The sequence below is a fragment of the Streptomyces sp. NBC_00377 genome, from assembly GCF_036075115.1.
Lineage (GTDB): Bacteria > Actinomycetota > Actinomycetes > Streptomycetales > Streptomycetaceae > Streptomyces.
On sequence record NZ_CP107958.1, the window covers coordinates 2,429,211 to 2,453,950 of the forward strand.

General features: G+C 73.0%; 20 protein-coding genes. 9 read left to right on the forward strand and 11 right to left on the reverse strand.

The features are described from left to right. Positions 1-521 precede the first annotated feature (521 nt). The 3 genes from modA to OHS71_RS10930 are packed head-to-tail and all read left to right on the forward strand — an operon-like array spanning position 522 to position 3,351. On the forward strand, positions 522-1,349 hold the full coding sequence (gene modA, locus OHS71_RS10920) for a molybdate ABC transporter substrate-binding protein (RefSeq protein ID WP_328479198.1): 828 nt from the start codon (positions 522-524) through the stop codon (positions 1,347-1,349). After that, positions 1,346-2,203, forward strand: coding sequence for a molybdate ABC transporter permease subunit (gene modB, locus OHS71_RS10925; protein ID WP_328479199.1), 858 nt, complete (start codon positions 1,346-1,348; stop codon positions 2,201-2,203). Before modA ends, modB begins: the two co-directional genes overlap by 4 nt. Continuing rightward, positions 2,203-3,351: an ABC transporter ATP-binding protein gene (locus tag OHS71_RS10930; protein ID WP_443047161.1), complete on the forward strand. Its 1,149-nt coding sequence runs from the start codon at positions 2,203-2,205 to the stop codon at positions 3,349-3,351. Before modB ends, OHS71_RS10930 begins: the two co-directional genes overlap by 1 nt. Positions 3,352-3,491: 140 nt before the next feature. Here the strand turns inward: OHS71_RS10930 and OHS71_RS10935 are convergent, their stop codons facing one another. Next, positions 3,492-3,920 carry a DUF6299 family protein gene (locus tag OHS71_RS10935; RefSeq protein WP_328479201.1) on the reverse strand — a complete coding sequence of 143 codons (429 nt, stop codon included), beginning with the start codon at positions 3,918-3,920 and terminating at the stop codon, positions 3,492-3,494. Positions 3,921-4,151: 231 nt separating this feature from the next. On the opposite strand from OHS71_RS10935, the gene OHS71_RS10940 reads away from it, so the two are divergent. Then, positions 4,152-4,355: a DUF5999 family protein gene (locus OHS71_RS10940; RefSeq protein ID WP_328479202.1), complete on the forward strand. Its 204-nt coding sequence runs from the start codon at positions 4,152-4,154 to the stop codon at positions 4,353-4,355. 158 nt (positions 4,356-4,513) lie between these two features. Here OHS71_RS10940 and OHS71_RS10945 read toward each other — a convergent pair whose 3' ends face one another. Together OHS71_RS10945 and OHS71_RS10950 are read right to left on the reverse strand one after the other, a co-directional pair. Continuing rightward, complete coding sequence (locus tag OHS71_RS10945; RefSeq protein ID WP_328479203.1) at positions 4,514-4,915, reverse strand: RidA family protein; 402 nt, start codon at positions 4,913-4,915, stop codon at positions 4,514-4,516. Continuing rightward, a complete protein-coding gene (locus OHS71_RS10950) occupies positions 4,912-6,048 on the reverse strand; it encodes an acyl-CoA dehydrogenase family protein (protein ID WP_328479204.1) in 1,137 nt (378 codons plus the stop codon). The genes OHS71_RS10945 and OHS71_RS10950 overlap by 4 nt, the downstream gene beginning before the upstream one ends. Positions 6,049-6,317: 269 nt before the next feature. On the opposite strand from OHS71_RS10950, the gene OHS71_RS10955 reads away from it, so the two are divergent. After that, entirely contained in the window at positions 6,318-8,012 is a 1,695-nt protein-coding gene (locus OHS71_RS10955; RefSeq protein WP_328479205.1) for an AMP-binding protein, read from the forward strand. Positions 8,013-8,027: 15 nt separating this feature from the next. Then, positions 8,028-8,855, forward strand: coding sequence for a PaaX family transcriptional regulator (locus tag OHS71_RS10960; protein ID WP_328479206.1), 828 nt, complete (start codon positions 8,028-8,030; stop codon positions 8,853-8,855). Between the two features lies 1 nt (position 8,856). On the opposite strand, the gene OHS71_RS10965 is transcribed toward OHS71_RS10960, so the two are convergent. Both OHS71_RS10965 and OHS71_RS10970 read right to left on the reverse strand, forming a co-directional pair. After that, a complete protein-coding gene (locus tag OHS71_RS10965; protein ID WP_443046903.1) occupies positions 8,857-11,256 on the reverse strand; it encodes a bifunctional salicylyl-CoA 5-hydroxylase/oxidoreductase in 2,400 nt (799 codons plus the stop codon). A 5-nt stretch (positions 11,257-11,261) separates the two neighbouring features. Beyond that, positions 11,262-12,089 (reverse strand): enoyl-CoA hydratase family protein, encoded by an 828-nt coding sequence (locus tag OHS71_RS10970; protein ID WP_328479207.1) that lies wholly within the window; start codon positions 12,087-12,089, stop codon positions 11,262-11,264. A gap of 313 nt (positions 12,090-12,402) precedes the next feature. On the opposite strand from OHS71_RS10970, the gene OHS71_RS10975 reads away from it, so the two are divergent. Continuing rightward, complete coding sequence (locus tag OHS71_RS10975; RefSeq protein WP_328484472.1) at positions 12,403-12,864, forward strand: ATP-binding protein; 462 nt, start codon at positions 12,403-12,405, stop codon at positions 12,862-12,864. Between the two features lie 123 nt (positions 12,865-12,987). On the opposite strand, the gene argF is transcribed toward OHS71_RS10975, so the two are convergent. After that, complete coding sequence (gene argF, locus OHS71_RS10980; RefSeq protein WP_328479208.1) at positions 12,988-14,001, reverse strand: ornithine carbamoyltransferase; 1,014 nt, start codon at positions 13,999-14,001, stop codon at positions 12,988-12,990. A 110-nt stretch (positions 14,002-14,111) separates the two neighbouring features. After that, a complete protein-coding gene (locus tag OHS71_RS10985; protein WP_328479209.1) occupies positions 14,112-15,335 on the reverse strand; it encodes an arginine deiminase in 1,224 nt (407 codons plus the stop codon). A gap of 172 nt (positions 15,336-15,507) precedes the next feature. Here OHS71_RS10985 and OHS71_RS10990 point away from each other — a divergent pair, with 172 nt between their 5' ends. Both OHS71_RS10990 and OHS71_RS10995 read left to right on the forward strand, forming a co-directional pair. Then, entirely contained in the window at positions 15,508-16,677 is a 1,170-nt protein-coding gene (locus tag OHS71_RS10990) for an SPFH domain-containing protein (RefSeq protein WP_328479210.1), read from the forward strand. Next, a complete protein-coding gene (locus tag OHS71_RS10995) occupies positions 16,674-17,588 on the forward strand; it encodes a hypothetical protein (protein WP_328479211.1) in 915 nt (304 codons plus the stop codon). The genes OHS71_RS10990 and OHS71_RS10995 overlap by 4 nt, the downstream gene beginning before the upstream one ends. A 645-nt stretch (positions 17,589-18,233) precedes the next feature. Here the strand turns inward: OHS71_RS10995 and OHS71_RS11000 are convergent. The 4 genes from OHS71_RS11000 to OHS71_RS11015 form a co-directional block, all read right to left on the reverse strand. After that, complete coding sequence (locus OHS71_RS11000) at positions 18,234-20,816, reverse strand: polynucleotide kinase-phosphatase (protein ID WP_328479212.1); 2,583 nt, start codon at positions 20,814-20,816, stop codon at positions 18,234-18,236. Next, the gene (locus tag OHS71_RS11005) at positions 20,813-22,309 is read right to left on the reverse strand and encodes a 3' terminal RNA ribose 2'-O-methyltransferase Hen1 (protein WP_328479213.1); all 1,497 of its coding nucleotides are present in this window, start codon (positions 22,307-22,309) and stop codon (positions 20,813-20,815) included. The genes OHS71_RS11000 and OHS71_RS11005 overlap by 4 nt, the downstream gene beginning before the upstream one ends. Positions 22,310-22,623: 314 nt before the next feature. Continuing rightward, entirely contained in the window at positions 22,624-23,577 is a 954-nt protein-coding gene (locus OHS71_RS11010) for a DUF4232 domain-containing protein (RefSeq protein WP_328479214.1), read from the reverse strand. A gap of 186 nt (positions 23,578-23,763) precedes the next feature. Next, positions 23,764-24,687 carry an LLM class F420-dependent oxidoreductase gene (locus OHS71_RS11015; protein ID WP_328479215.1) on the reverse strand — a complete coding sequence of 308 codons (924 nt, stop codon included), beginning with the start codon at positions 24,685-24,687 and terminating at the stop codon, positions 23,764-23,766. Positions 24,688-24,740 lie beyond the last annotated feature (53 nt).

The following is a 24,740-nucleotide window of genomic DNA, read 5'->3' on the forward strand; positions in this document are numbered from 1 at the left end:
CTCGCGCGGTCGCCACCGGTCCGCTCCCTCGCCCGGCGCAGCCGACCCGCGTGCGAAGGCGGCCCCTGTCGTTCGACCGAACGCCCCGGTGCCGGCGCGCCGGACGCCGGCCTGCCCGGACCACCACCCTGCCCGGACGGCCTTCGCGCAGGAGGGCTCGCGCCCGGACACCCCTGCCTGGATGGCCCTGCCCGGACGGCGTGCCTGGACGGCCGTGCCCGAGAACGCCTTCCGTACGAACGCACATGCCACCTGATGCGATCACCATTCCTGCTCATGCGAAGCAACAGGAGACTTTCACCTCGCATCTGCGGCAGTATCATCAGGCATGCGGCTGCGCGCATGCGCAGCTTCCGGACCGGCACGCCGCCGCCTCGCCCGGCGTCGGCGCAGACCCCCTGGTGTGCCCGACGACTGCGGTGAACCACCGCCGCGCAGGCGGGCGCCAGGGCCGCGGGCGGGAGCATCCGTCAGCAGCGCGGACGACCGTGTCCGTCAGGACCAGAGGGAGTGGACCCGTGATGACCCGTACCGCGCGCCGGACCGGCCGGCCGATACAGGTGGCCGCCCTGGGAGCCGCCGCGTTGCTGGCCCTGAGCGCCTGTTCGTCGTCCGGCTCGGACTCCTCGTCCGGGGCGTCGGACTCGGCGTCCGCCTCCGCCCCGGGCAGGGTCTCCGGGGCGGTGACCGTGTTCGCCGCGGCCTCGCTGAAGGAGAGCTTCACGACGCTGGGCGAGGAGTTCGAGAAGGCGCACCCGGGGACGAAGGTCACCTTCAGCTTCGGCGGCAGCGACTCCCTCGCCGCGAGCATCACCGGCGGCGCCCCGGCGGACGTGTTCGCCTCCGCCAGCCCGAAGACGATGGCCATCGTGACGGACGCGGGCGACGCCTCCGGCGCCCCCGCCACCTTCGCCCGCAACCAGCTCGAGATCGCCACCCTGCCGGGCAACCCCGACAAGGTCTCCAGTCTCAAGGACCTCACCGGGTCGGGCCTGAAGGTCGTACTGTGCGACAGGACCGTGCCCTGTGGCGCGGCCGCCCAGAAAGCCCTCGACGCCGGCGGGCTGAAGCTCACCCCCGTCTCCTACGAGCAGGACGTCAAGGCCGCCCTGACGAAGGTCAGGCTGAAGGAGGCCGACGCGGCCGTCGTCTACAAGACGGATGTGCACGCCGCGGGTGACAAGGTGGAGGGCGTGGAGTTCCCCGAGTCGGCCGACGCCGTCAACGACTACCCGATCGTCCGGCTGAAGGGCGCGCGGAACGCCGGTGCCGCCCTGGCGTTCATCGCGCTGGTGCGGTCCGCCGAGGGCCAGAAGGTCCTGACCGAGGCCGGGTTCCTCAAGCCGTGACCCCGTTCGACCGGTCCGGCGCCGCGGCCGACACCCTGCGCGGCGGTCCGCGGCGGCGGCGCCTCCGGGGCCGGACGCGGGGCGTGCCGCTGCCGCTGCTGGTGCCCGCGCTGATCGGCCTGGCGTTCCTCGTCGTGCCGCTGATCGCCCTGCTCGTACGGGCCCCGTGGCGCAGCCTGCCCGAGCTGCTGACCGGCGCCGAGGTGTGGGAGGCGCTGCGGCTGTCCCTGGTCTGCGCCACCGCCGCCACCGCGGTGAGCCTGGTCGTCGGCGTGCCGCTGGCCTGGCTGCTTGCCCGGGTCGAGTTCCCCGGACGCGGCCTGGTCCGGGCCCTCGTCACGCTGCCGCTCGTGCTGCCGCCGGTGGTCGGCGGTGTGGCCCTGCTGATGGCGCTCGGCCGCAACGGCATCGTCGGGAGGTGGCTCGACTCCTGGTTCGGCGTCACCCTCCCGTTCACCACCGCCGGCGTCGTGATCGCCGAGGCGTTCGTCGCCATGCCGTTCCTCGTGATCAGCGTCGAGGGCACCCTGCGCGCCGCCGACCCGCGCTACGAGGAGGCGGCCGCCACCCTCGGCGCCTCCCGCTTCACCGCCTTCCGCCGGGTCACGCTGCCGCTGATCGCGCCGGGCATCGCGGCCGGCGCGGTACTCGCCTGGGCCCGGGCGCTCGGCGAGTTCGGCGCGACCATCACTTTCGCCGGCAACTTCCCCGGCCGCACCCAGACCATGCCGCTGGCCGTGTACCTGGCCCTGCAAAGCGACCCGGAGGCCGCCATCGCCCTCAGCCTGGTCCTGCTGGCCGTGTCCGTCGCGGTGCTGGCGGGCCTGCGCGACCGCTGGATGACAGCCCCGTGATCCGGCCCCGCGACGGCGCCTCCGCCGCCCCCGAGGACCGCCCCGCCCACGACGGCCCCGCTGCCCCCACGGTCCCCGTCGCCTTCGCGGGCGCGGCCTCCGCCGCCGAGGCCGGACTCGACGCCCACCTCGTCGTGGAACGCGGCACGTTCCGGCTCGATGTGCCGATGACGGTCGCGCCCGGTGAAGTCGTCGCCCTGCTCGGCCCCAACGGCGCCGGGAAGACCACCGCCCTGCGCGCCCTCGCCGGTCTCACGCCGCTCACCGGCGGTCGTCTGCGGCTGGACGGCGCGGCGCTGGACCGTACGCCGCCGGAGTCCCGCCCGGTCGGCGTCGTCTTCCAGGACTACCTGCTTTTCCCGCACCTGACCGCGCTGGACAACGTGGCCTTCGGGCCGCGCTGCCAGGGTGCGACGAGGGCGCAGGCGCGGGCGCGGGCCGCCGAGTGGCTGGACCGCCTGGGCCTCGCGGAGCACGCCGACGCCAAGCCGCGCAAGCTGTCCGGCGGGCAGGCCCAGCGGGTCGCCCTGGCCCGGGCACTGGCCACCCGCCCGCGTCTGCTGCTCCTCGACGAGCCGCTGGCAGCGCTGGACGCCCGCACCCGCCTGGAGGTCCGCTCGCAACTCCGCCGCCATCTGGCCGAGTTCGAGGCCGTCGCCGTCCTGGTCACCCATGACCCTCTGGACGCCATGGTGCTCGCCGACCGGCTGGTCGTCGTCGAGCACGGCCGGGTCGTCCAGGAGGGTGTCCCGTCCGACATCGCCCGTCATCCCCGTACGGACTACATCGCCCAGTTGGTCGGTCTGAATCTCTACCGGGGCGAGGCCGACGGTCACACCGTCCGTCTCGACGCCGGTCCGTGCCTGACCACCACGGAGAACCTGTCGGGGCCGGTCTTCGTGGCGTTCCCGCCGAGCGCGGTCACCCTCTACCGCGAACGGCCCCTCGGCTCCAGCGCCCGTAACCTCTGGCAGTGCCGGGTCGCCGGTTTGGAGACCCACGGCGACCAGATCCGCGCCGACCTCACCGGAGAGCTCCCGCTGGTCGCGGACCTCACCACGGTCGCCGCCGCCGAACTCGATCTGCATCCGGGCGCGGGGGTCTGGGCGACGGTGAAGGCGGCCCAGACCCACGCATACCCCGTCTGAGAGCACGCGGGGCGGGCCGAACCTCCACACGTCGGGCGGCCCGGCGGCCCCGGGGCGCCGGGCGGCCTCGCGGTCCCGGGACGCCGGTCCGCACGGCGGCGGGGCCCGCCGCCCGGGACCGGCCGCCGGGGACCCGCCGCTCAGCCGGCGGACAGGGTGATGTCCCGCTCCTGTGCCGCGTGGAAGTGGGGCAGGGGCAGGCCGCCCTGGGGGCGGAGCTCCATCAGCGTGGCCTCGACGTGCGCCGCGCCGGGTTCGAGGTCGTTGGGAGTGGTCTTGCCCGTGTTCTCCCAGGTGTGCTCGGCGCCGTCGCACACGGCACGGGTGCCGCCGATGCCGTGCCGTCCGTTGCCGGAACTCTGGCCGATCGAGGAGCTGACGAAGACAGGGCCGGAGTCGCCGACGCAGCGGTACGTGCCGGAGAGGGTGACGGTGCCGTCCGGGGCGATACGGCCGACCGGGGCGACGGTGACGGACTCCGAGGGATCGGCGGCGGCCGTGACCGCCGGGGCGGCGAGCAGGAGCAGAACGGCACCGGCGGCCGCGGTGAGGGCTGGACGCAACGACATGGAAGAACCTCCTGTGGTGGGGGGGCTCCACAGGTACCGGGCGGACCCGCTCATGGCGGTGATCGTCACTCCTTCGGTGGCGAGTCCGCCCCGGTCGTCGGCGAACGGTCCTGGAGTTGTCCTGGTGCTGTCACGCTTGCGGGCACCCTCTGGTGATGCCCGCGGGCCGGGCGCATGGTCTACCCATGGGGGCCGACCACACCGCCGACCCCACCGACGTGGAGGTGCTCCATGTGTTCTCACCAGCTCCCCGGTGCTTCGGCCGACGCCCGCCCGGCCCACCTCGCGCACATCGTCGCCGCCCACCCCGAGCAGGGCTGGAACCTGCTGTGCGACGGCACGATCCTCTTCGACGACTCCGGCGAGCTGCTGCCCGACGGCCGGGTCGTGGACCCGCACCGGGTGACCGCCGCCCAGCTGACCGTCGCCGCCTGACGGACCGCACACACGGTGCCGCCCGACGGACCGCACAGCCGACCGTCGCCGCCCGGCGGAACCCGGTGACCGACGCCCGGCGGCCGACGACGCGTGACGGGTGCCGGCCGTCGGTCCCGGTCGCCGACCCCGTTCGCTGATCGCGGGGACTCTCCCGGTCACCGGTCCAGCACCGCGACCCCGTCCAGCTCGACGAGAGCCTGCTCGTCCCAGAGCCGCACGATCCCGACGACCGCCATCGCCGGATAGTCACGGCCGGCCAACTCCCGCCAGATCGAGCCCAGTTCGGCTGCTTGCTCTCGATACGCGGCGACATCCGTGACGTACACGGTGACGCGCGCCAGGTCCGAGGCCGTGCCGCCCGCCGCAGTCAGCGCCGCGAGCAGATTGCTCAGCGCCCGGCCGAACTGCTCCGGCAACGACTCGCCCACCACCTTCCCCTCGGCGTCGAGCGCGGTCTGGCCGGCCAGGAAGACGATCCGCTCACCGGCGGCGACGACGGCGTGGGAGAAGCCCACCGGCGGGGAGAGTTGGGGCGGGTTGACGCGCTCGGTGCTCACCTCGCCTCCCGGTCCACGAGTCCGGCGTACAACTCCCTGGCGATGATGCTTCGTTGGACCTCGCTGGCGCCCTCGTAGATCCGCGGCGCGCGCACCTCCCGGTAGAGATGCTCGAGCAGGTGGCCTCGGTGCAGCGCCCGGGCGCCATGGAGTTGGACGGCCGTGTCGACGACGTACTGCGCGGTCTCGGTGGCGAACAGCTTGGCCATCGCGGCACGTCGGGGGAGGTCAGGCGCTCCGTCGTCGTACGCCGTCGCCGCGGCGAGGACCATCAGGCGCGCGGCCTCCGTGCGCAGGGCCATCTCGGCGACCTGGTGGGCGACCGCCTGGAGGCCGCTCAGCCTCCCGCCGAACGCCTCCCGTCGGGCGGTGTGGGCGAGGGTCGCGTCGAGGGCCGCCTGTGCCATGCCGACGGCGAAGGCGCCGACGCTGGGGCGGAACAGGTCGAGGGTGCCCATGGCGACCCGGAAGCCGCGGTCGGGCTCGCCGAGCACGTCGTCCGCCGTGACGGGGACGGCGTCCAGGCGGAGGGCGCCGATGGGGTGCGGGGAGAGCATGTCGAGGGCGGAGCCGGTGAGGCCGGGGCGGTCCGCGGGCACGAGGAACGCGGTGACGCCGCGGGCGCCGGCCCCCGGGGTGGTGCGGGCGAAGACGGTGTAGAAGTCGGCTTCGGGAGCGTTGGAGATCCAGCACTTCTCGCCGGTCAGCCGCCAGCCGTCCGGGCCCTCCGGGTCGGCGGCCAGCGACAGTGCCGCCGCGTCCGAGCCCGCGCCGGGCTCACTCAGGGCGAACGCGGCGACCGCGGTGCCCTCGGTCACGCCGGGCAGCCAGCGCTGCCGCTGGGCGGGGGTGCCGTGGGCGTGGACCGGATGCGCACCCAGTCCTTGCAGGGCGAGCGCGGTCTCCGCCTCGGTGCAGGCGTACGCGAGGGACTCCCGCATCAGGCACAGGTCGACGGCGCCGGAGGTGAACAGCCGCGGCAGCAGGCCCAGTCGGCCGAGTTCGGCGATCAGCGGGCGGTTGACGCGGCCCGGTTCGCCCTTCTCGGCGAGGGGGCGCAGCCGCTCGGCGGCCAGGGACCGCAGCTCGGCGCACCAGGCGGTCTGTTCCGGTTCGAGCGAGAATGCGGGCATCGCCTGTCCCCTTCGCCGTACATCCCATCCGTGCCGTCCGTGCCGTCTGTGCCGTCCGTGCGTCGCGTGCCGTGCGGGTGCCGCACCCGGCACCTCTCATACCTGGCGCACCATGACCGGCACCGCCGTGCGCAGCGCCCGCCGTACGACGATATCGCGTACCGTTGACTGTCGTCACCAACGCGCTACGCTCCCTGTGCGACCCCAGGACGACGCCCACCCGGGCAGCCCAGCCGGACAGTCCATCCAGGCAAGGGGGGCGAACGCCCATGAACGTCTCGGCCCACGTCGACACCTTCGCGCGTGACCACCTTCCGCCGCCCGGCGACTGGCCCGACCTCCGCTTCGAACTGCCCTGCCTGGGCTACCCCGACCGGGTGAACTGCGCCGCCGAACTGCTCGACCGGGCGGCCCCGGACCGGCCCGTCTTCCACACCCCCTCCGGGCCGTCCTGGACATACGGGGAACTGCGCGCCCGCGTCGACCGGATCGCGCATCTGCTGAGCGGCGAACTCGGGGTCGTCCCCGGCAACCGGGTGCTGCTGCGCGGCCCCACCACGCCCTGGCTCGCGGCCTGCTGGCTGGCGGTGCTGAAGGCGGGCGCGATCGCGGTCACCGTCCTGGCACAGCAGCGGCCGAACGAGCTGCGCACCATGTGCGACATCGCGCGGGTGGGGTACGCGTTGTGCGACATCAGGGCCGTCGACGATCTCGCCAAGGCGGAGGTACCCGGGCTCCGGATCACGACGTACGGCGGTGACGCCCCCGACGACCTGCTGAACCGGCCGGCGCCGACGGCACCGTACGAGGCCGTCGAGACCGCGTCCGACGACGTGGCGCTGATCGCGTTCACCTCCGGAACCACCGGGCGCCCCAAGGGCTGTCTGCACTTCCACCGGGACGTCCTGGCGGTCGCCGACACCTTCTCCCGCCATGTGCTGAAGCCCCTTGCGGACGACGTGTTCGCCGGCAGTCCCCCGCTCGGCTTCACCTTCGGCCTCGGCGGGCTGGTCGTCTTCCCGATGCGGGCCGGCGCCAGCGCCCTGCTCCTCGAACAGGCCGGCCCCCGGCAGTTGCTGCCCGCCATCGCCGAACACCGGGTGAGCGTGCTGTTCACCGCGCCCACCGCCTACCGCGCGATGCTCGACGACCTGAACCGCCCGCACGAGGGGAACGGCCCCGGCCCGCACGACGTCTCCTCGCTGCGCCGCTGTGTCTCCGCCGGTGAGAACCTGCCCGGCGCCACCTGGCGGGCCTGGCACGAGCGGACCGGGCTCCGGCTGATCAACGGCATCGGGGCCACCGAGCTGCTGCACATCTTCATCTCGGCCGCCGACGAACACATCCGTCCCGGTACGACCGGCGTCCCCGTCCCCGGCTGGCACGCGCGCGTGCAGGACGCCGGCGGGGAGCCGGTGCCCGACGGCGAACCCGGACTGCTCGCGGTGCGCGGTCCGGTCGGCTGCCGCTACCTCGCCGACCCCCGGCAGCGGCAGTACGTGCGCGACGGCTGGAACGTCACCGGCGACACCTACGTCCGTGAGTCCGACGGCTACTTCCGGTACGTCGCCCGCGCCGACGACATGATCATCTCGGCCGGGTACAACATCGCGGGCCCGGAGGTCGAGGAGGCGCTGCTGCGGCACCCGGAGGTGCTGGAGGCGGCGGTCGTCGGACGGCCCGACGCGCGCCGGGGACAGGCGGTCGTCGCGTTCGCCGTCCTGCGGGAGGGCGCCCGGCGCGACGCGGAGGTCCTGCGCACCTTCCTCAAGCAGGAGTTGGCGCCGTACAAGTGCCCGCGCGAGTTCGTCTTCCTGGACGCGCTGCCGCGCACGGCCACCGGAAAACTCCAGCGATTCCGGCTGCGTGGTGGAGGCGACGCCCGGGGGCGAACCGAAAGCCACGCCCAAAACCACGCGGGAAGCCATCACATCGGTGATGACACCGATGGTGACCAGCAGTGATGCCGAAGACCTAAGATGATCAACGTGTCCGATCAGCCCGCACCCCGGTCTCTCATCGTCACGCTCTACGGCGCGTACGGCCGCTTCGCCCCGGGCCCGGTGCCCGTCGCCGAGCTGATCCGGCTGCTCGCCGCGGTCGGTGTCGACGCGCCCTCCGCCCGTTCCTCGGTGTCCCGGCTGAAGCGGCGCGGGCTGCTGCTGCCGGGCCGTACGGCGCAGGGCGCGGCCGGTTACGAACTCTCCGACGAGGCACGGCAGTTGCTCGACGACGGCGACCGGCGCATCTACGCGACGGCCCCACCCGCGGACGAGGGCTGGGTGCTGGCGGTGTTCTCGGTGCCGGAGTCGGAGCGGCAGAAGCGGCACGTGCTGCGGTCGCGGCTCGCGGGCCTGGGGTTCGGTACCGCCGCACCTGGGGTGTGGATCGCGCCGGCGCGGCTGCACGACGAGACCCGGCACACCCTCGAGCGGCTGCGTCTCGACCCTTACGTCGACCTTTTCCGCGGCGAGCACCTCGGTTTCTCGCCGACCGGTGAGTCCGTCGCCCGCTGGTGGGACCTGGCGGCCATCGCCAAGCAGCACGAGACGTTCCTCGACGCCCACGCGCGCGTGCTGCACGCCTGGCGACAGCGTCCGGACACCCCGCCGGAGGCGGCCTACCGCGACTACCTGCTCGCTCTGGACTCCTGGCGTCACCTGCCCTACAGCGACCCCGGCCTGCCCGCCCGCCTGCTCCCCCGGGACTGGCCGGGGACCCGCTCGGCGGCCGTGTTCCAGGGCCTGCACGAGCGCCTGCGGGACGCGGGCGCGGAGTTCGCCGGAGTCACCCCGGGCGCACCGTGAGTCACACGGCCGGATCCTGCGTCAGCCGGCCGGTCCGCGCGGACCGGGGTACGTCCGTACGGCCCGTGCGCGGGGGCCGGCTGCCTGCCCGGTAGGGGGCGGGCCATTCGGCGCCCGGTCCGGTGTAGCCCTGCTCCGCGGCCGCGTGCAGGGTCCAGTTCGGGTCGTGGAGGTGGGGCCTGGCGAGGGCGCAGAGGTCGGTGCGCCCTGCCAGGATCAGCGAGTTGACGTCGTCCCAGGAGGAGATCGCGCCGACCGCGATCACGGGCACCTTCGCCTCGTGCCGGATCCGGTCCGCGAAGGGCGTCTGGTAGGAGCGGCCGAACTCGGGGCGTTCGTCGGCCACCACCTGTCCGGTCGACACGTCGATCGCGTCGGCGCCGTGCGCGGCGAAGGCACGGGCGATCTCGACGGCGTCGTCGGCCGAAGTACCGCCCCGCGCCCAGTCGGTGGCGGAGATGCGGACGGTCATCGGCCGTTCCGCCGGCCATACCGTACGGACCGCGTCGAAGACCTCCAGCGGAAACCGCAGCCGCCCGGCGAGCGGCCCTCCGTAGGCGTCCGTGCGGCGGTTCGTCAGCGGCGAGAGGAACCCGGACAGCAAGTAGCCGTGCGCGCAGTGCAGTTCGAGGAGGTCGAAGCCGGACCGGGCGGCCCGACGAGCGGCGTCGGCGAACTGATGCCTGAGGTCCGTGAGTTGGGCCCGGGTGAGTTCGCGGGGCGTTTGACTGTCCGGCTTGTACGGCAGTGGGGAGGCGGCCACGAGCGGCCAGTTGCCGTCGGGCAGCGGTTCGTCCATGCCCTCCCACATCAGCTTCGTCGACCCCTTGCGTCCGGCGTGGCCGAGCTGGACGCCGATCGCGGCGCCCGGCGCCCGGTGGTGCACGAAGTCGGTGATGCGCCGCCAGGCGTCGGCCTGGCGGGCGGTGTACAGGCCGGTGCAGCCGGGTGTGATGCGCCCCTGGGCGGACACGCACACCATCTCGGTCATCACCAGTGCGGCACCGCCGAGTGCGCGGGAGCCGAGGTGGACGAGGTGGAAGTCGCCGGGGAGACCGTCGGTGGCGGAGTACATGTCCATGGGTGAGACGACGACCCGGTTGCGCAGGGTCAGACCGCGCAGCCGGAACGGGGTGAACATCGGGGGCGTGCCGGGCGGGCAGCCGGCCTCCCGCTCCACGGCCTCGGTGAAGCGGGGATCACGCAGGCGCAGGTTGGCGTGGGTGACCCGGCGGCTGCGGGTGAGCAGGTTGAAGGCGAACCTGCGGGGCGGCTGGTCGAGGTAGAGGCCGATGTTCTCGAACCACTCCAGGCTGGCGCGGGCGGCCCGCTGGGTGGAGGCGACGACGGGTCTGCGCTCCTCCTCGTAGGCGGCCGACGCGTCCCGGACATCGGGGTGTTCTCGCAGACAGGCAGCCAGCGCCAGGGCGTCCTCGACGGCGAGCTTGGTGCCGGAGCCGATGGAGAAGTGGGCGGTGTGGGCGGCGTCGCCCAGGAGGACGACGTTGCCGTGCGACCAGCGCTCGTTGACGACGGTACGGAAGGTGGTCCAGGCGGACTTGTTGGAGCTGAGGGGGCGTCCGCCGAGGGCTTCCGCGAAGATCTTGGCGCAGCGCTCCACCGAGTCCTGCTCGGCGAGTCCGTCGAACCCGGCGGCCCGCCAGACCTCCTCGCGCATCTCGACGATCACGGTCGAGGCGTCGGCCGCGTAGGGGTAGCCGTGCAGCTGCATCACGCCGTGCGGGGTCTCCGCGATCTCGAAGCGGAAGGCGTCCAGGGCGAAGTCCGCGGCGAGCCAGATGTAACGGCAGTGGTGTCCGGTCACCTGGGGGCGGAACACCTGGGCGTACGACTCACGGGTGGTGCTGTGCACACCGTCGGCGGCGATGACGAGGTCGTACTCCTTCGCCAGCCGTGCGGGACCGGGCGCCTCGGTGCGAAAGCGCAGGGCGACGCCGAGGGAGCGGCAGCGTTCGTGCAGGATCTCCAGGAGCCGGCGCCGGCCGAGGGCGGCGAAGCCGTGCCCGCCGGAGGTGTGCCGGGTGCCGCGGTGCACGATGTCGATGTCGTCCCAGCGGACGAAGTCCCGCTGGAGGGCCGCGTAGACCTGCGGGTCGGCGTGTTCGATGCCGCCGAGGGTCTCGTCCGAGAGGACGACTCCGAAGCCGAAGGTGTCGTCGGGGGCGTTGCGTTCCCACAGGGTGATCTCGCGGGCCGGGTCGAGGCGTTTCAGCAGGGCCGCCGCGTAGAGACCGCCGGGGCCGCCGCCGATGATCGCGACGCGCAGGGGGTGGCCGGCCGGTTCGGGAGGCCGCGGGCGCGTGCGGTCCGGTCGTGCGCCGCGGAGCCGCCCGTCGGCACCGTCCCGCGGCGCAGGGGACGACGCCCGCGCGTCGGCCACCACGTCTATCGTCCCCGCCACTTCGGAGGGCGCTTGTCCGTGAAGGCCGCGTGGAACTCCGCGTAGTCCTCGCCGTTCATCAGGAGGGCCTGGGTCGCGGCGTCCAGTTCCACCGCCGCCGCCAGGGGCATGTCCAGCTCGGCCGTCAGCAGGGCCTTCGTCTGGGCGTACGCCAGGGCAGGGCCGTCCGCGAGGCGGCGGGCCAGCGCCTGTGCCGCCTCGTCGGACCGGCCCTCCTCGGTCAGTTCGCTGATCAGGCCGATGCGCTCGGCCTCGGGTGCGCGGACCGGTTCGCCGAGCATGAGCAGCCGGGTGGCATGGCCGAGACCGACCACCCGGGGCAGCAGGTAGGCGGCGCCCATGTCGCCGCCGGAGAGGCCGACGCGGGTGAAGAGGAACGCGAAGCGGGCGCTGGGGTCGGCGACGCGGAAGTCCGCGGCCAGGGCGAGGACGGCGCCGGCGCCCGCGGCCACGCCGTGCACGGCCGCGACGACCGGGAACGGGCACTCCCGTACCGCGCGCACGACCTGTCCGGTCATCCGGTTGAAGTCGAGGAGCCGGGCGGTGTCCATGCCGAGGGTGGCGCCGATGATCTCGTCGACGTCGCCGCCGGAGCAGAAGCCGCGGCCCTCGCCGGCCAGGACCAGGGCGCGGACCGACCGCTCCCGGGACAGCTCGGCGAGCAGGTCGCGCAGGTCGGCGTAGGCGCCGAAGGTGAGGGCGTTGAGCTTCTCGGGACGGGCCAGGGTGACGGTGGCGACCCCGTCGGCGAGATCGACGCGCAGGTGGTGCCAGTCGGAGGTGCGGGTGGCGGAGCCGGTGAAGGGACTCATCAGGGCGGCCTCCTCGACAGTCGCTTCCGAAGTTATCACCTTGTTGTGACTGTCGTCAGGAGTGCGCGATAGACCGGCCGGGGAGAATCGCTGTGTCACCGCACGCCGTGTTCTCGTCACACACGTCACCGGTCGTCAATAGCGCGGTAACAACGGGATCGGGTGCGCGAGGCGGACCGTTGATCCGGGTAAGCCGCCCGACAGGGGCCGACGGTCCCGTACGGCGCCCGCCGAACGCCTCCCACGGAGGCCGCCGTACCATTCTTCGAATCGAAAGCGGGACGGTCTGATGTCGATCACCGGACCCTGCGCCATGAACGGACTCGCCTTGCACGAACGCCCCTCCGAACCGGCCGCCTCCTGGCGTATCGCGCTGCCGCACTCCGCCGCGGCCGTGCCGGTGGCCCGTGCGCTGGTCCGTACGGCGCTGGCCGAGCTGAAGCACGGGGCGGACAGCGACACCGCGGAGCTGCTCACCGCGGAGCTGGTGGCGAACGCCGTGGAGCACACCGCCGGGGACGCGCCGATAGAGCTGGTGGTGGAGCTCCAGCCGACCGGTTGCCGGATCGAGGTGCACGACCCCGACCCCGTGGCGCCCGGCGATCTCACCCGCCCCGCCCTGGAGGAGCCCGACCCCTGGCAGGAGCACGGGCGCGGGCTGCTGCTGATCCGCGCCCTCAGCTCGTCCTGCGGGCACCGGCCCACCGAGCAGGGCAAGGCGGTGTGGTTCAGGCTGGCCGCCGTCCCGCCGCAGTGGCGTCCGAACCCGGCGTGACACACCTCGGCCGGCGGCCCGCGCCGTCGGATCCGGCGCCGCAGGGCGCGCCCCCGCGACGGCCGCGGGCCGATCACCGCGGCGCCGGCGGCCGCCCGGGCCCCGCTCTCGGCGTGGGGGCGCTCAGGCGAGCGTCGCCACGAGTACGGCCTTGATCGTGTGCAGGCGGTTCTCCGCCTCGTCGAAGACGACCGAGTGGGCCGATTCGAACACCTCGTCCGTCACCTCGAGGGAGTCCAGGCCGTGACTGGCGTGGATCTCGCGGCCCACCTTGGTGCCGAGGTCGTGGAAGGCCGGGAGGCAGTGCAGGAACTTGACGTCCGGGTTGCCGGTCGCGCGCAGGACGTCCATCGTCACGGCGTAGGGGCCGAGGGCGGCGATCCGCTCGTCCCACATCTCCTTGGGCTCCCCCATGGAGACCCACACGTCGGTGGCGACGAAGTCGGCGCCGGCCACGCCCTCGGCGAGGTCCTCGGTGAGCAGGATCGCGGCGCCGGAGCCTTCGGCCAGCTTGCGGGCCTGCGTGATCACCTCGTCGGCGGGCCAGTACTCCTTGGGCGCGACGATGCGGACGTCCATGCCGAGCAGGGCGCCGGTGACCAGGTAGGAGTTGCCCATGTTGAACCGGGCGTCGCCGAGGTAGGCGAGGACGAACCCGTCGTCGGCGAGGTTCTTGGCGCAGTGCTCGGTCATCGTGAGCACGTCGGCGAGCATCTGGGTGGGGTGCCAGTCGTCGGTGAGACCGTTGTAGACGGGCACTCCCGCGTGCAGGGCGAGTTCCTCGACCTTCCGCTGGCTGTCCCCGCGGTACTCGATGCCGTCGTACATCCGGCCCAGCACCCGCGCGGTGTCCTTCACCGACTCCTTGTGGCCGATCTGGGAGCCGGAGGGGTCGAGGTACGTGGTGGAGGCGCCCTGGTCGGCCGCGGCGACCTCGAACGCGCAGCGGGTGCGCGTCGAGGTCTTCTCGAAGATCAGTGCGATGTTCTTGCCGCGCAGGTACTGGACCTCGGTCCCGGCCTTCTTGGCGGCCTTCAGCTCGGCGGCCAGCTCGATCAGTCCGCGGAACTCCTCCTCGGAGAAGTCCAGCTCCTTGAGGAAGTGGCGGCCGGCGAGGGCGGTCGGGACTGTCGCCATGGGGTCGCTCCAGAAGTGCGGTGAGGAGACGCAGCGCGCGTGGGACTGCGGTGACAAGGACCCCGGAAGTCTATACGACACTCAGCATTTTTATACAGACACCCGTACGCCTATACGGCACTCCGTTCGACCGGACAGCTCATACAGCGCGGTCCGCCCCTCCCCCGGCCCAGCTCGCTGCCCGGGATCTCGATCACCTCGATGCCCTGCTTGCGCAGATGGGTGTTGGTGGTGACGTTGCGCTCGTAGGCGACGACGACGCCCGGCTCCACGGCGAGGACGTTGCAGCCGTCGTCCCACTGCTCGCGCTCGGCCGCGTGGACGTCCTGGGTGGCCGTGAGCACACGGATCTCGCTCAGCCCGAGAGCCGCGGCGATCGCGCGGTGCATGTGCTCCGGCGGATGGTCGGTGACCTTGAGCTCCTTCTCGCCGACGCCCGGTTCGATGGTGTACGAACGCAGCATGCCGAGGCCCGCGTACTGGGTGAAGATGTCCCGGTCGACCATGGTCATCACGGTGTCGAGGTGCATGAAGGCACGCCGCTTCGGCATGTCGAGCGCCACGATGGTCTCGGCCGAGCCCGCCGCGAACAGCTTGTGGGCGAGCATCTCGACGGCCTGCGGGGTGGTGCGCTCACTCATGCCGATCAGGACGGCGCCGTTGCCGATGACGAGGACGTCACCGCCTTCGATGGTCGACGGGTAGTCGGCCTGCCCCTCGGACCAGACGCGGAACGTCTCGCCGCGGAAGAGGGGGTGGTGCCGGTAGATCGCCTCGAAGTGGACGGTCTCGCGCTGCCGGGCCGGCCAGCGCATGGCGTTGATGGCGACGCCGTCGTAGATCCAGGCGGAGGTGTCGCGGGTGAAGAGGTGGTTGGGGAGCGGGTCGAGGAGGAAGTCGTCGAGGTCCATGACATGGAAGCGCACCGAGGTCGGTTCGGGATGCGCCTCCAGGAACTCCCTTTTCGTCATGCCCCCGACGAGGGCCTCCACCAGTTCCGGGGCGGGGAGCGTCTCGAAGGCGGCGCGGAGGTGGTCGGTCGCGAGCACCCCGTACTCCTTCTCGTCGAAGACGCGGTCCAGGACGAGCGCTCGGGCCGCCGGGATCTCCAGGGCCTCGGTGAGCAGGTCGCCGAAGAGGTGCACCGCGACACCGCGGTCGCGCAGCACGTCGGCGAACCCGTCGTGCTCGGCGCGCGCACGGCGCACCCACAGCACGTCGTCGAAGAGAAGCGCGTCCTTGTTGCTGGGCGTGAGCCTTTTGAGCTCGAGATCCGGCCGGTGCAGGATGACGCGGCGCAGCCGCCCGGCCTCGGAGTCGACATGGAATCCCATGCCTCCATCCTGACCATCGCGGACCGCCTTCACCCCCCACTGGACCGTTTCCGAGCGAGCTTGTTGCACTTCCCTTCCCTCACCTCTCTTTCTCGTCCCCTTGACGACAAGGGGGGGCAGGGCTATCGTTCGCTTATCGTCGCACTGACGAAAATGAACAGGGGGGCCACTCATGGCCGACATCACCCGGCGCCTGGGCTGGCGCCATCTGCGCGGCGCCCCGACGGCGCATGTGCGCCACCACCGTTCCGGCAAGCTGGTCCACGACGGACCGGGGCTGAGCTTCTGGTTCCGCTCGCTGAGCGCCGCACTCTCCGAAGTACCGGTGGACGACCGCGAGCTGGCGATGACCTTCCACGCCCGTACGGTCGACTTCCAGGACGTGACGGTGCAGGCCACGGTGACCTACCGGGTCAGCGACCCGGCCGTCGCGGCCGCCCGTCTCGACTTCTCCATCGACCCGGACACGGGTGTCTGGCGCAGTGCCCCCCTGGAGCAGCTCGGCACACTGCTGACCGAGACGGCGCAGCAGCACGCGCTGGACGTCCTCGCGCGTACCTCGCTGTCCTCGGCGCTGGTCGACGGCGTGACCTCGGTGCGGGAACGGGTGGCGGCAGGGCTGGCGGCGGAGCCTCGGCTCCCGGCCACCGGCATCGAGATCGTGGCCGTACGGGTCGTCGCACTGCGTCCGGAGCCCGAGGTGGAGCGGGCGCTGCGCACCCCGGCGCGTGAGCAGATCCAGCAGGAGGCCGACCGGGCGACGTACGAGCGGCGGGCGGTGGCCGTCGAACGCGAGCGGACGATCGCCGAGAACGAACTGGCCAGCAAGATCGAACTGGCCCGCCGCGAAGAGCAGTTGGTGGAGCAGCGCGGTACGAACACCCGCCGCGAGGCGGAGGAGAGCGCGGCGGCGGACAAGGTACGGGCGGAGGCCGAGGCGACCCGCTCCGTACGGCTCGCGGAGGCGGAGGCCGCACGCTCGGTGAAGCTGGCCGAGGCCGAGGCCGCGAAGCAGGTGCGGCTGGCGGAGGCCGAGGCCCAGCGCACGGAACGGCTGACCGTGGCGGAGGCGGCGCGCACGGTCCGGCTCGCGGAGGCGGAAGCCGCCCGCTCGGTGCAGCTCGCCCACGCCGAGGCACAGGCGGCGCGCGAGGTCGGCGAGGCACGGGCCCAGGCACAGGCGGCGTGGCTGCGGGTGCACGCGGACGTCGACGTGGCGACCCTGCACGCCCTCACCGGGACACGTCTGGCGGAGAACCTGCCGCGCATCGACAGCGTGACGGTCTCGCCCGACGTCCTCACCGGGCTCCTGTCGAAGCTCGGCGCCGGGGACCGGGAATGAGTCTCGCCCCGCGGGCCGTGCTGGTCCACCGCACCACGGAGTACGAGGAGCTGGTGGCCCGGCACGGCACCCACGGCCAGGCCGCCTTCTTCCTCTCCTCGCGGGGACGGGACATCGAGGAGGTCGCCGACCGCCACCGTCGCACCAGGCACGCCCTGGCCGAGGTGACGGCGGCGATTCCGCTGACCTGGCGCCAGACCCGGGTGGAGCGGGCGGACCTGGACCGCTTCCTCTTCGCACCCGAGGACGTGGTGGTGGTCGTCGGCCAGGACGGGCTCGTGGCGAACGCCGCCAAGTACCTGGCCGGCCAGCCCGTGGTGGGCATCGACACCGACCCCGGCCGCAACCCGGGCGTCCTGGTGCGTCACCGTCCGGCGGACGCCCGCCTCCTGCTGCCCGCCGCGCTGGCGGCGGGCACCGGCATGGCCGAGCTGACCATGGTCGAGGCGGTCGCCGACGACACGCAGCGGCTGCTGGCCCTCAACGAGATCTACCTGGGCGCCGCCGGTCACCAGACCGCCCGCTACCGCCTGGGCCTCGACGACGACGGGGGTGCCGTCGAGGCCCAGGCCTCGTCCGGGGTGCTGGTGGGGACGGGCACGGGGGCGACCGGCTGGATCCGCTCGGTGTGGCAGGAGCGCGGCGGCGGCAGCGGCGACGCCGGCCCGCGGCTGCCCGGCCCGACGGAGGACCGGCTGGTGTGGTTCGTGCGCGAGGCCTGGCCCTCCCCCGCGACCGGCACCTCCCTCGTCGCGGGCGAGCTGCCGGCCGGCGGCCGCCTGACCCTCACCGTCGAGTCGGAACGGCTCATCGCCTTCGGCGACGGCATCGAGAGCGACGCGGTGGAACTCACCTGGGGACAGCGGGTACGCGTCGGCAAGGCGGAGGCGGCGCTGCGGCTCGTCGGCTGAACGGTGCCCGCCCCCTCCCCGGCCGCACCACGCCCCGCCTCGCCCGACCCCGGTCATCCGGCTACGAACCCGTACGGACATCCGCATACGAGGCCGCCGCACTCCGCGGACCCGCCGTCACATCGGCGGGCCGACTCGCCCACCACCGACGGCCCTTCCGATCTCCGCATGTCCGGGCGCGCGCTGCCCGGACGCCGACCGGCGGACGCGAGCCCGGCGGGATCCCCCGGCCGATGCTCGGACACCGCTGCCCGGACGCCGACCGGCGGACGCGAGCCCGGCGGGATCCCCCGGCCGATGCTCGGACACCGCTGCCCGGACGCCGACCGGCGGACGCGAGCCCGGCGGGATCCCCCGGCCGATGCTCGGACACCACTGCCCGGACGTCGACCGGCGGACGCGAGCCCGGCGGGATCCCCCGGCCCTGGCAGCGGCGTCCGCCGCACCGGCGGCCCGGTGCGGGGACGGACCTGGAATCGCCGGCCCCGGACCCCTGGCGCTCCCCGGTCCCCACGCAGGCGGGCGTGGCCGTCGACGCGCTCACGGCGGCCGGACGCGCCCGGACCCGCGCCCCGGGAGGTGGCAGGGGCCTCCGCCGTCGGCGGGAGCCCGGCCCGTGCTCGCGGCACGGGCCGGGCGCAGGCGTCACAGGCGGGGGTCCACCGGCTCCGACTCCAGGGCCAGGACCGCGAACACCGCCTCGTGGACGCGCCACAGGGGCTCGCCCTCCGTCAGGCGGGCCAGGGCCTCCAGACCGAGGGCGTACTCGCGTATCGCCAGCGACCGCTTGTGGTTGAGGAAGCGGCCGCGCAGCCGGGCGAGGTTGTCCGGGCGGGTGTACTCGGGGCCGTAGATGATCCGCAGGTACTCACGGCCCCGGCACTTGACGCCCGGCTGCACCAGGCGTCCCCCCTCGCCGCGGACCACGGCTCCCAGCGGCTTGACGACCATGCCCTCGCCGCCCCGGCCCGTCATCTCCAGCCACCAGTCGACGCCGGCCCGGACGGACTCGGCGTCCGCCGTGTCGACGTAGAGACGCCGGGTGGTCTGGAGCAGGCCGGTGTTGTCGTGTTCCACCAGCCGGTCCAGGAGCCCCAGCTGCTCGTCGTGCGGCAGGTCCGCGAGGCTGCGGCCCTGCACGGCGAGGATCTGGAACGGGGCGAGACGTACGCCCTCCAGACCGTCCGTCGTCCAGCAGTAGCGGCGGTACGCCTGCGTGAACGCGGCCGCGTCCGAGGCGCGTTCACGCTGGCGGGAGAGGAGGTCACCCACGTCGACCCCCCTGGCCGCCGCCCCCTCCAGCGCGGACAGGGCGCCCGGGAACACCGCGCCGGACGCGGCGCCCACGGCCGCGTACTGCGAGCGGAGAAGACCCGAGGCCTTCAGCGACCAGGGCATCAGCTCGGCGTCCAGCAGGAGCCAGTCCACCGCGCCGGAGGTGCTGTCGGATGCGGCCAGCTCCGTCCACAGGCCCGCCGCCTCGACCGCCGTCCGGATGCGCCCGAGGATCTCCTCCGTGACGCTCTCGTCGTCGAAGAACGGCCGGCCCGTCCGGGTGTAGAGGGATCCGGTGGGACCCTCCACACCGAACCGCCTGCGTGCCGCCTCCGCGTCCCGGCACACCAGGGCCACCGCCCTCGAGCCCATGTGCTTCTCCTCGCACACGACCCGCGCGACCCCGTCCTGCGCGTACTGCGCGAACGCCTCCGCCGGATGTTCGAGATAGCCCTCGACGTGCGAGGTCGCCGTGGGGGCCATCGTCGGCGGGAGGTACGGCAGCAGTCGCGGGTCCACCGCGAAGCGGCTCATGACCTCCAGCGCCGCGGCCGCGTTCTCCTCACGGACGGAGACACGGTGGTGCCCCTCGTAGCGGGTCTCGACGACACGTCGGCCGTGGACGTCCGCCAGGTCCAGCGGACGGCCGTCGTGCCCGCCGGGCGCCTCGGAGCGCAGCGGCTTCGTCGGCTCGTACCAGACCCGCTCCGCCGGTACGTCGACCAGCTCGCGTTCCGGCCAACGCAGCGCGGTCAGCTTGCCGCCGAACACGGCGCCCGTGTCCAGACAGATCGTGTTGTTGAGCCAGGTGGCCTCCGGGACGGGCGTGTGGCCGTACACCACCGCCGCCCGGCCCCGGTAGTCCTCCGCCCACGGGTAACGCACCGGCAGGCCGAACTCGTCGGTCTCACCGGTGGTGTCGCCGTACAGCGCGTGCGAACGGACCCGGCCGGAGGTACGGCCGTGGTACTTCTCCGGCAGACCCGCGTGGCAGACGACGAGCCTGCCGCCGTCGAGGACATAGTGGCTGACGAGGCCCGCGATGAACTCCCGCACCTCGCTGCGGAACTCCTCGCTCTCGCTCTCCATCTGCTCGATGGTCTCGGCCAGACCGTGGGTGTGCTGGACGTTGCGGCCGCGGAGATACCGGCCGTACTTGTTCTCGTGGTTGCCCGGCACACAGAGGGCGCTGCCCGCCTTCACCATCGACATCACGCGGCGCAGCACGCCCGGGCTGTCCGGGCCGCGGTCGACGAGGTCGCCGACGAACACGGCCTGCCGGCCCTGCGGGTGCACGCCGTCGGCATAGCCCAACTTGCCCAGCAGCGACTCCAGTTCCGAGGCGCAGCCATGGATGTCGCCGATGATGTCGAAGGGACCGGTCAGGTGGGTCAGGTCGTTGTAGCGCTTCTCGGTGACGACCGTGGCGTTCTCGACGTCCTCGACACCCCGCAGGACGTGCACCTTGCGGAAGCCCTCGCGCTCCAGGTGGCGCAGCGAACGGCGCAGTTCGCGGGTGTGGCGCTGGATGACCCGGCGGGGCATGTCGGCGCGGTCCGTGCGGGTCGCGTTGCGTTCGGCGCACACCTCCTCCGGCACGTCGAGGACGATGGCGATGGGCAGCACGTCGTACTGCTTGGCCAGGTCGATCAGCTGACGACGGGCGTCCGGCTGCACGCTGGTGGCGTCGACCACCGTGCGCCGGCCGGCCGCGAGCCGCTTGCCCGCGATGTAGTGCAGGACGTCGAAGGCGTCCCGCGTGGCGCTCTGGTCGTTCTCGTCGTCGGAGACCAGCCCGCGGCAGAAGTCGGAGGAGATGATCTCGGTGGGCCTGAAGTGCCTTCGGGCGAAGGTGGACTTGCCGGACCCGGACGCTCCGATGAGCACCACGAGGGAGAGGTCGGTGACGGGCAGCGCACGGCCCCGCCGCGGGGAAGCCTGGGTCTCGGTCATGCTGCCTGCGCCTCCTTCTTCTTCTCGTGCGCGTGGCCGTGTCCGGCGCCGGTCGTGGCCAGGGTGAACACGGCCATCTGGGTCGGCGGCCCGACCTCGGGGTCGTCGGGACCGACCGGCACGAACCCGACCTCGTAACCGTGCCGTCCGGCGACCGCGGCCGCCCAGCCGCGGAACTCCTCGCGGGTCCACTCGAAGCGGTGGTCACCGTGCCGGACATGGCCGGCCGGGAGGCTCTCCCAGCGGACGTTGTACTCGACGTTCGGGGTGGTCACCAGGACCGTGCGCGGACGGGCCGAGCCGAACACCGCGTACTCCAGGGCGGGCAGCCGCGGCAGGTCGAGGTGTTCGATCACCTCGCCGAGGACGGCGGCGTCGTAGCCCTTGAGGCGGGCGTCGGTGTAGGCCAGCGAACTCTGGAGGAGCTGAACACGGGAGGCCTGCCGCTCACCCATCCGGTCCAGCTTCAGACGGCGGGAGGCGATGGTGAGCGCGCGCATCGACACGTCGACCCCGACGATCTCGGTGAATCGCGGGTCCTTCAGCAGCGCCTGCACCAACTGCCCCTGCCCGCACCCGAGGTCCAGGACCCGGGCGGCCCCGGACTCCGTCAGCGCCCTGACGATGGCCTCGCGGCGCAGCACGGCCAGCGGGGTCGGACGCTCCTGCGTCTCGGCCTCCGCCTCGACCGCGTTGTCGATCTCCTCGACCTCGCTGTCGTCGGCCTCGGCCAGCCGGACCAGTTCCAGCCGCTCCATCGCCTGCCGGGTGAGCGACCAGCGGCGGGAGAGATAGCGGCTGGTGATCAGTTTCTGCTCGGGATGCTCGGACAGCCAGCCCTCACCGGCGCGCAGCAGCTTGTCGACCTCGTCGGAGGAGACCCAGTAGTGCTTTGCGTCGTCGAGTACGGGCAGCAGGACGTACAGGTGACGCAGTGCCTCGGCCACGGTGAGCGTCTCCGACTCCAGCACCAGGCTCACGTACCGCGAGTCCCCCCACGCCTCGAACTCCTTGTCGAGGGGCACCGGTTCCGCGGTCACCGCCCAGCCGAGCGGCTCGAAGAGAGAACGTACGAGGCCGACGCCCCCGCGTGCGGGCAGTGCGGGTACCTCGATGCGCAACGGCCGCGTCTGCGCCGGCAGTCCCGGCTGGGCCGCGCACACGCCGCGCATCGCGCTGGAGAACACGCCGCTCAGGGCGACCGCGAGCAGCGAGGAGGCCGCGTAGGGGCGGTCGTTGACGTACTGCGCGAGGGCCGCGTCCGGAGCGCCGCCCCGACCCTTGCCCTTGCCGCGCCGCACCAGCGCCACGGCGTCCACCTCCAGCAGCAGCGCCGCCGTGCAGCGCTCGGCATCGGCCTCGGGGTACAGGACGTGGGCCGTGCCGAAGGAGGTGGAGAACGTCTGCGCCCTGTCGGGATGCTTGTGCAGCAGGAAGCCCAGGTCGGTGGCGGGGCGTTCGGGGGTGCCGGTGGTGCTGATCGTCAGGAACACGTGGGTGCCTCGGTAAGGTTCGGAAAAAGGAGCGGAAGCGCGCCGGTCGCGCGCTCGTCCGCTCCTACAACGTACCGAGAACGCTCGGGCGAAACTCGCGATTTTCCCTTCCGGCCGCCCCGTCGACGCTGGTCAGGCCCCGTGCAGGGCATCGGACCGGGAAAGCGACGGACGGACACCGGAGTCCGTGCGGGCGGCGGCCGGACAGCGGCCGTGCGGCTGCGGCTCGCCGGGTAGGCGCCGGGGCGGCCGGCTCGTCGGGCGCCGGCAGACCGGACGGCTCGTCGGAGGCGGTCCGGTCGGCGGGTCCGCGGCTACCGCGCCGCTGCGCGCCAGGGGCTGACGCCCAGCTTTCCGGTGGTGCCGAGGTCCAGGTGAGGGGTCACCATCACCGGGGCGGCGCCGGACTTGGCACGCACCCGTACGTAGGGGACCTCGACCGCGGCGCCGAAGCCGGTGGTGTTGCGCCAGGTCAGACCGGCGTTCGCGCGTTCGCCGGGCTTCAGGGTGACGGGCCGGGGCGCGTCGTCGAACCCGGCGAGCGTGGCGATGCCGCCGCTCCCCTTGAAGATCTTGATCCCTTCGACCGGACGGCGGTCCTCGTCCAGCAGGCTGACCTGCGGGTATCCGTTCAGGGTGTAGTCCTGTTGTCCGCAGTTCTCGAGGATGATTCCCACGACCCGCAGCCCCATCGCGGCGTCACCGTCATCGGCCGTGAGGCGGATCCCGGAGGGCGGGCACACCCCCGCCTCGGCCGGCGCCTCGTCCGCCGGGACCTTGGTCACCTCGCCGATCTTCACCGTCGTCACCCGCGACGATCCCACGACGCGCGCCTCCGGTCGGACGGTCCCCCGCACCGTCCGGCCTGCCCCCACCGAGCGCACGGTCACCCGCTGGTTGCTCATGACCTCGCCCGCGCTCGTCGTGAAGGTGAAGAGAACGGTGTAGGTCATCGACTCGGTACCGGAGTTGATGACCTCGTAGGCGGCCGAGATCCCGGAGTCGCCCGCGTGCTCGGCCGGGAGCCGCTCGGCCTCGACGGCTCCGTCGACACCGGACGCGCCGGGGGTCGCGGGGTCGGAAGGGGCGGAGGGGACGGTCACCGAGGTGATCCGGACTCCGTCGACCGCGGGCCGGGTGACCTCGGTCCGCGGCGTCGAACCGTCCGCACGGGCACCGCCGTTCTGCGTGGCGGCGCGTTCCGATCCGCATGCCGAGAGGAGCAGTACCGCGGCCAGGGCCGGAAGGAGCGGGAGGAATCCAGGCATCCGGCCACCTCATCAGTGCGCCGCCCGGCCGACCGTGACGGAAGCCATACCTCCGGTCACAGCCCTGTCACAGCCGCCCGGCGGCACGTCCCGGCGGGCGGACAAGGAGGACAAGGGGGACAACGATGTCCGAGCCGGGCCGGCGGCCTCCGGCTTCCCTTCCGGTCCCGCCCCCCGTTTCCGGGATCAGGTGAGCTGCGCCTGCACTTCGGCGGAGATCAGCTCCAGGTGGTCGAGGTCGTGCAGGTCGAGGACCTGGAGGTAGAACCGCCGGGAGCCGGCCTCGGCGTATCGGCCGATCTTGTCGACGACCTCGGCCGGGGAACCGGCCAGCCCGTTCGTCCTCAGCTCGTCCACCTCGCGGCCGATCGCGGCGGCACGGCGGGCGAGTTCCTGCTCGTCCTTGCCGACGCAGACGACGAGGGCGTTCGAGAGGGTGATCGCGTCGGCGGCACGGCCGATCTCCGCCGCGGCCGCCCGGACCCGGCCGAACTGACGCTCGCTGTCCTCGACCGTGCTGAACGGCATGTTGAACTCGTCGGCGAACCGGGCGGCCAGCCGCGGGGTACGGGACGCGCCGGTGCCGCCGATCAGCACCGGGATCCTCGCCTGGGCGGGCTTGGGCAGCGCGGGCGAGCCGGTGAGGTCGTAGTACGTGCCGTGGAAGTCGTAGGTCTTGCCGACCTCCGTGGCCCACAGGCCGGTGACGATCTCCAGCTGCTCCTCCAGGCGGCCGATCTTCTCCTTCGGGAAGGGGATGCCGTACGCCTTGTGTTCCTCCTCGAACCAGCCCGCGCCCAGGCCGAGTTCGATACGGCCACCCGACATCTGGTCCACCTGCGCGACCTGGATGGCGAGGACGCCGGGCAGCCGGAAGGTGCCGGCGGTCATGAGCGTGCCGAGGCGGATGCGCTTGGTCTCGCGGGCGAGCCCGGCGAGGGTGATCCAGGCGTCCGTGGGACCTGGGAGGCCGTCGGCGTCGCCCATCTTCAGATAGTGGTCGGACCGGAAGAAGGCGTCGAACCCGAGGTCCTCGGTGGCCTTGGCCACGGCGAGGAGGGTGTCGTAGGTCGCCCCCTGCTGGGGCTCGGTGAAGATACGGAGATCCATGTCTCCATCCTGCACTCCGGCCTCCTTCTCGACCCCACCGGTCCCCTCCGCGC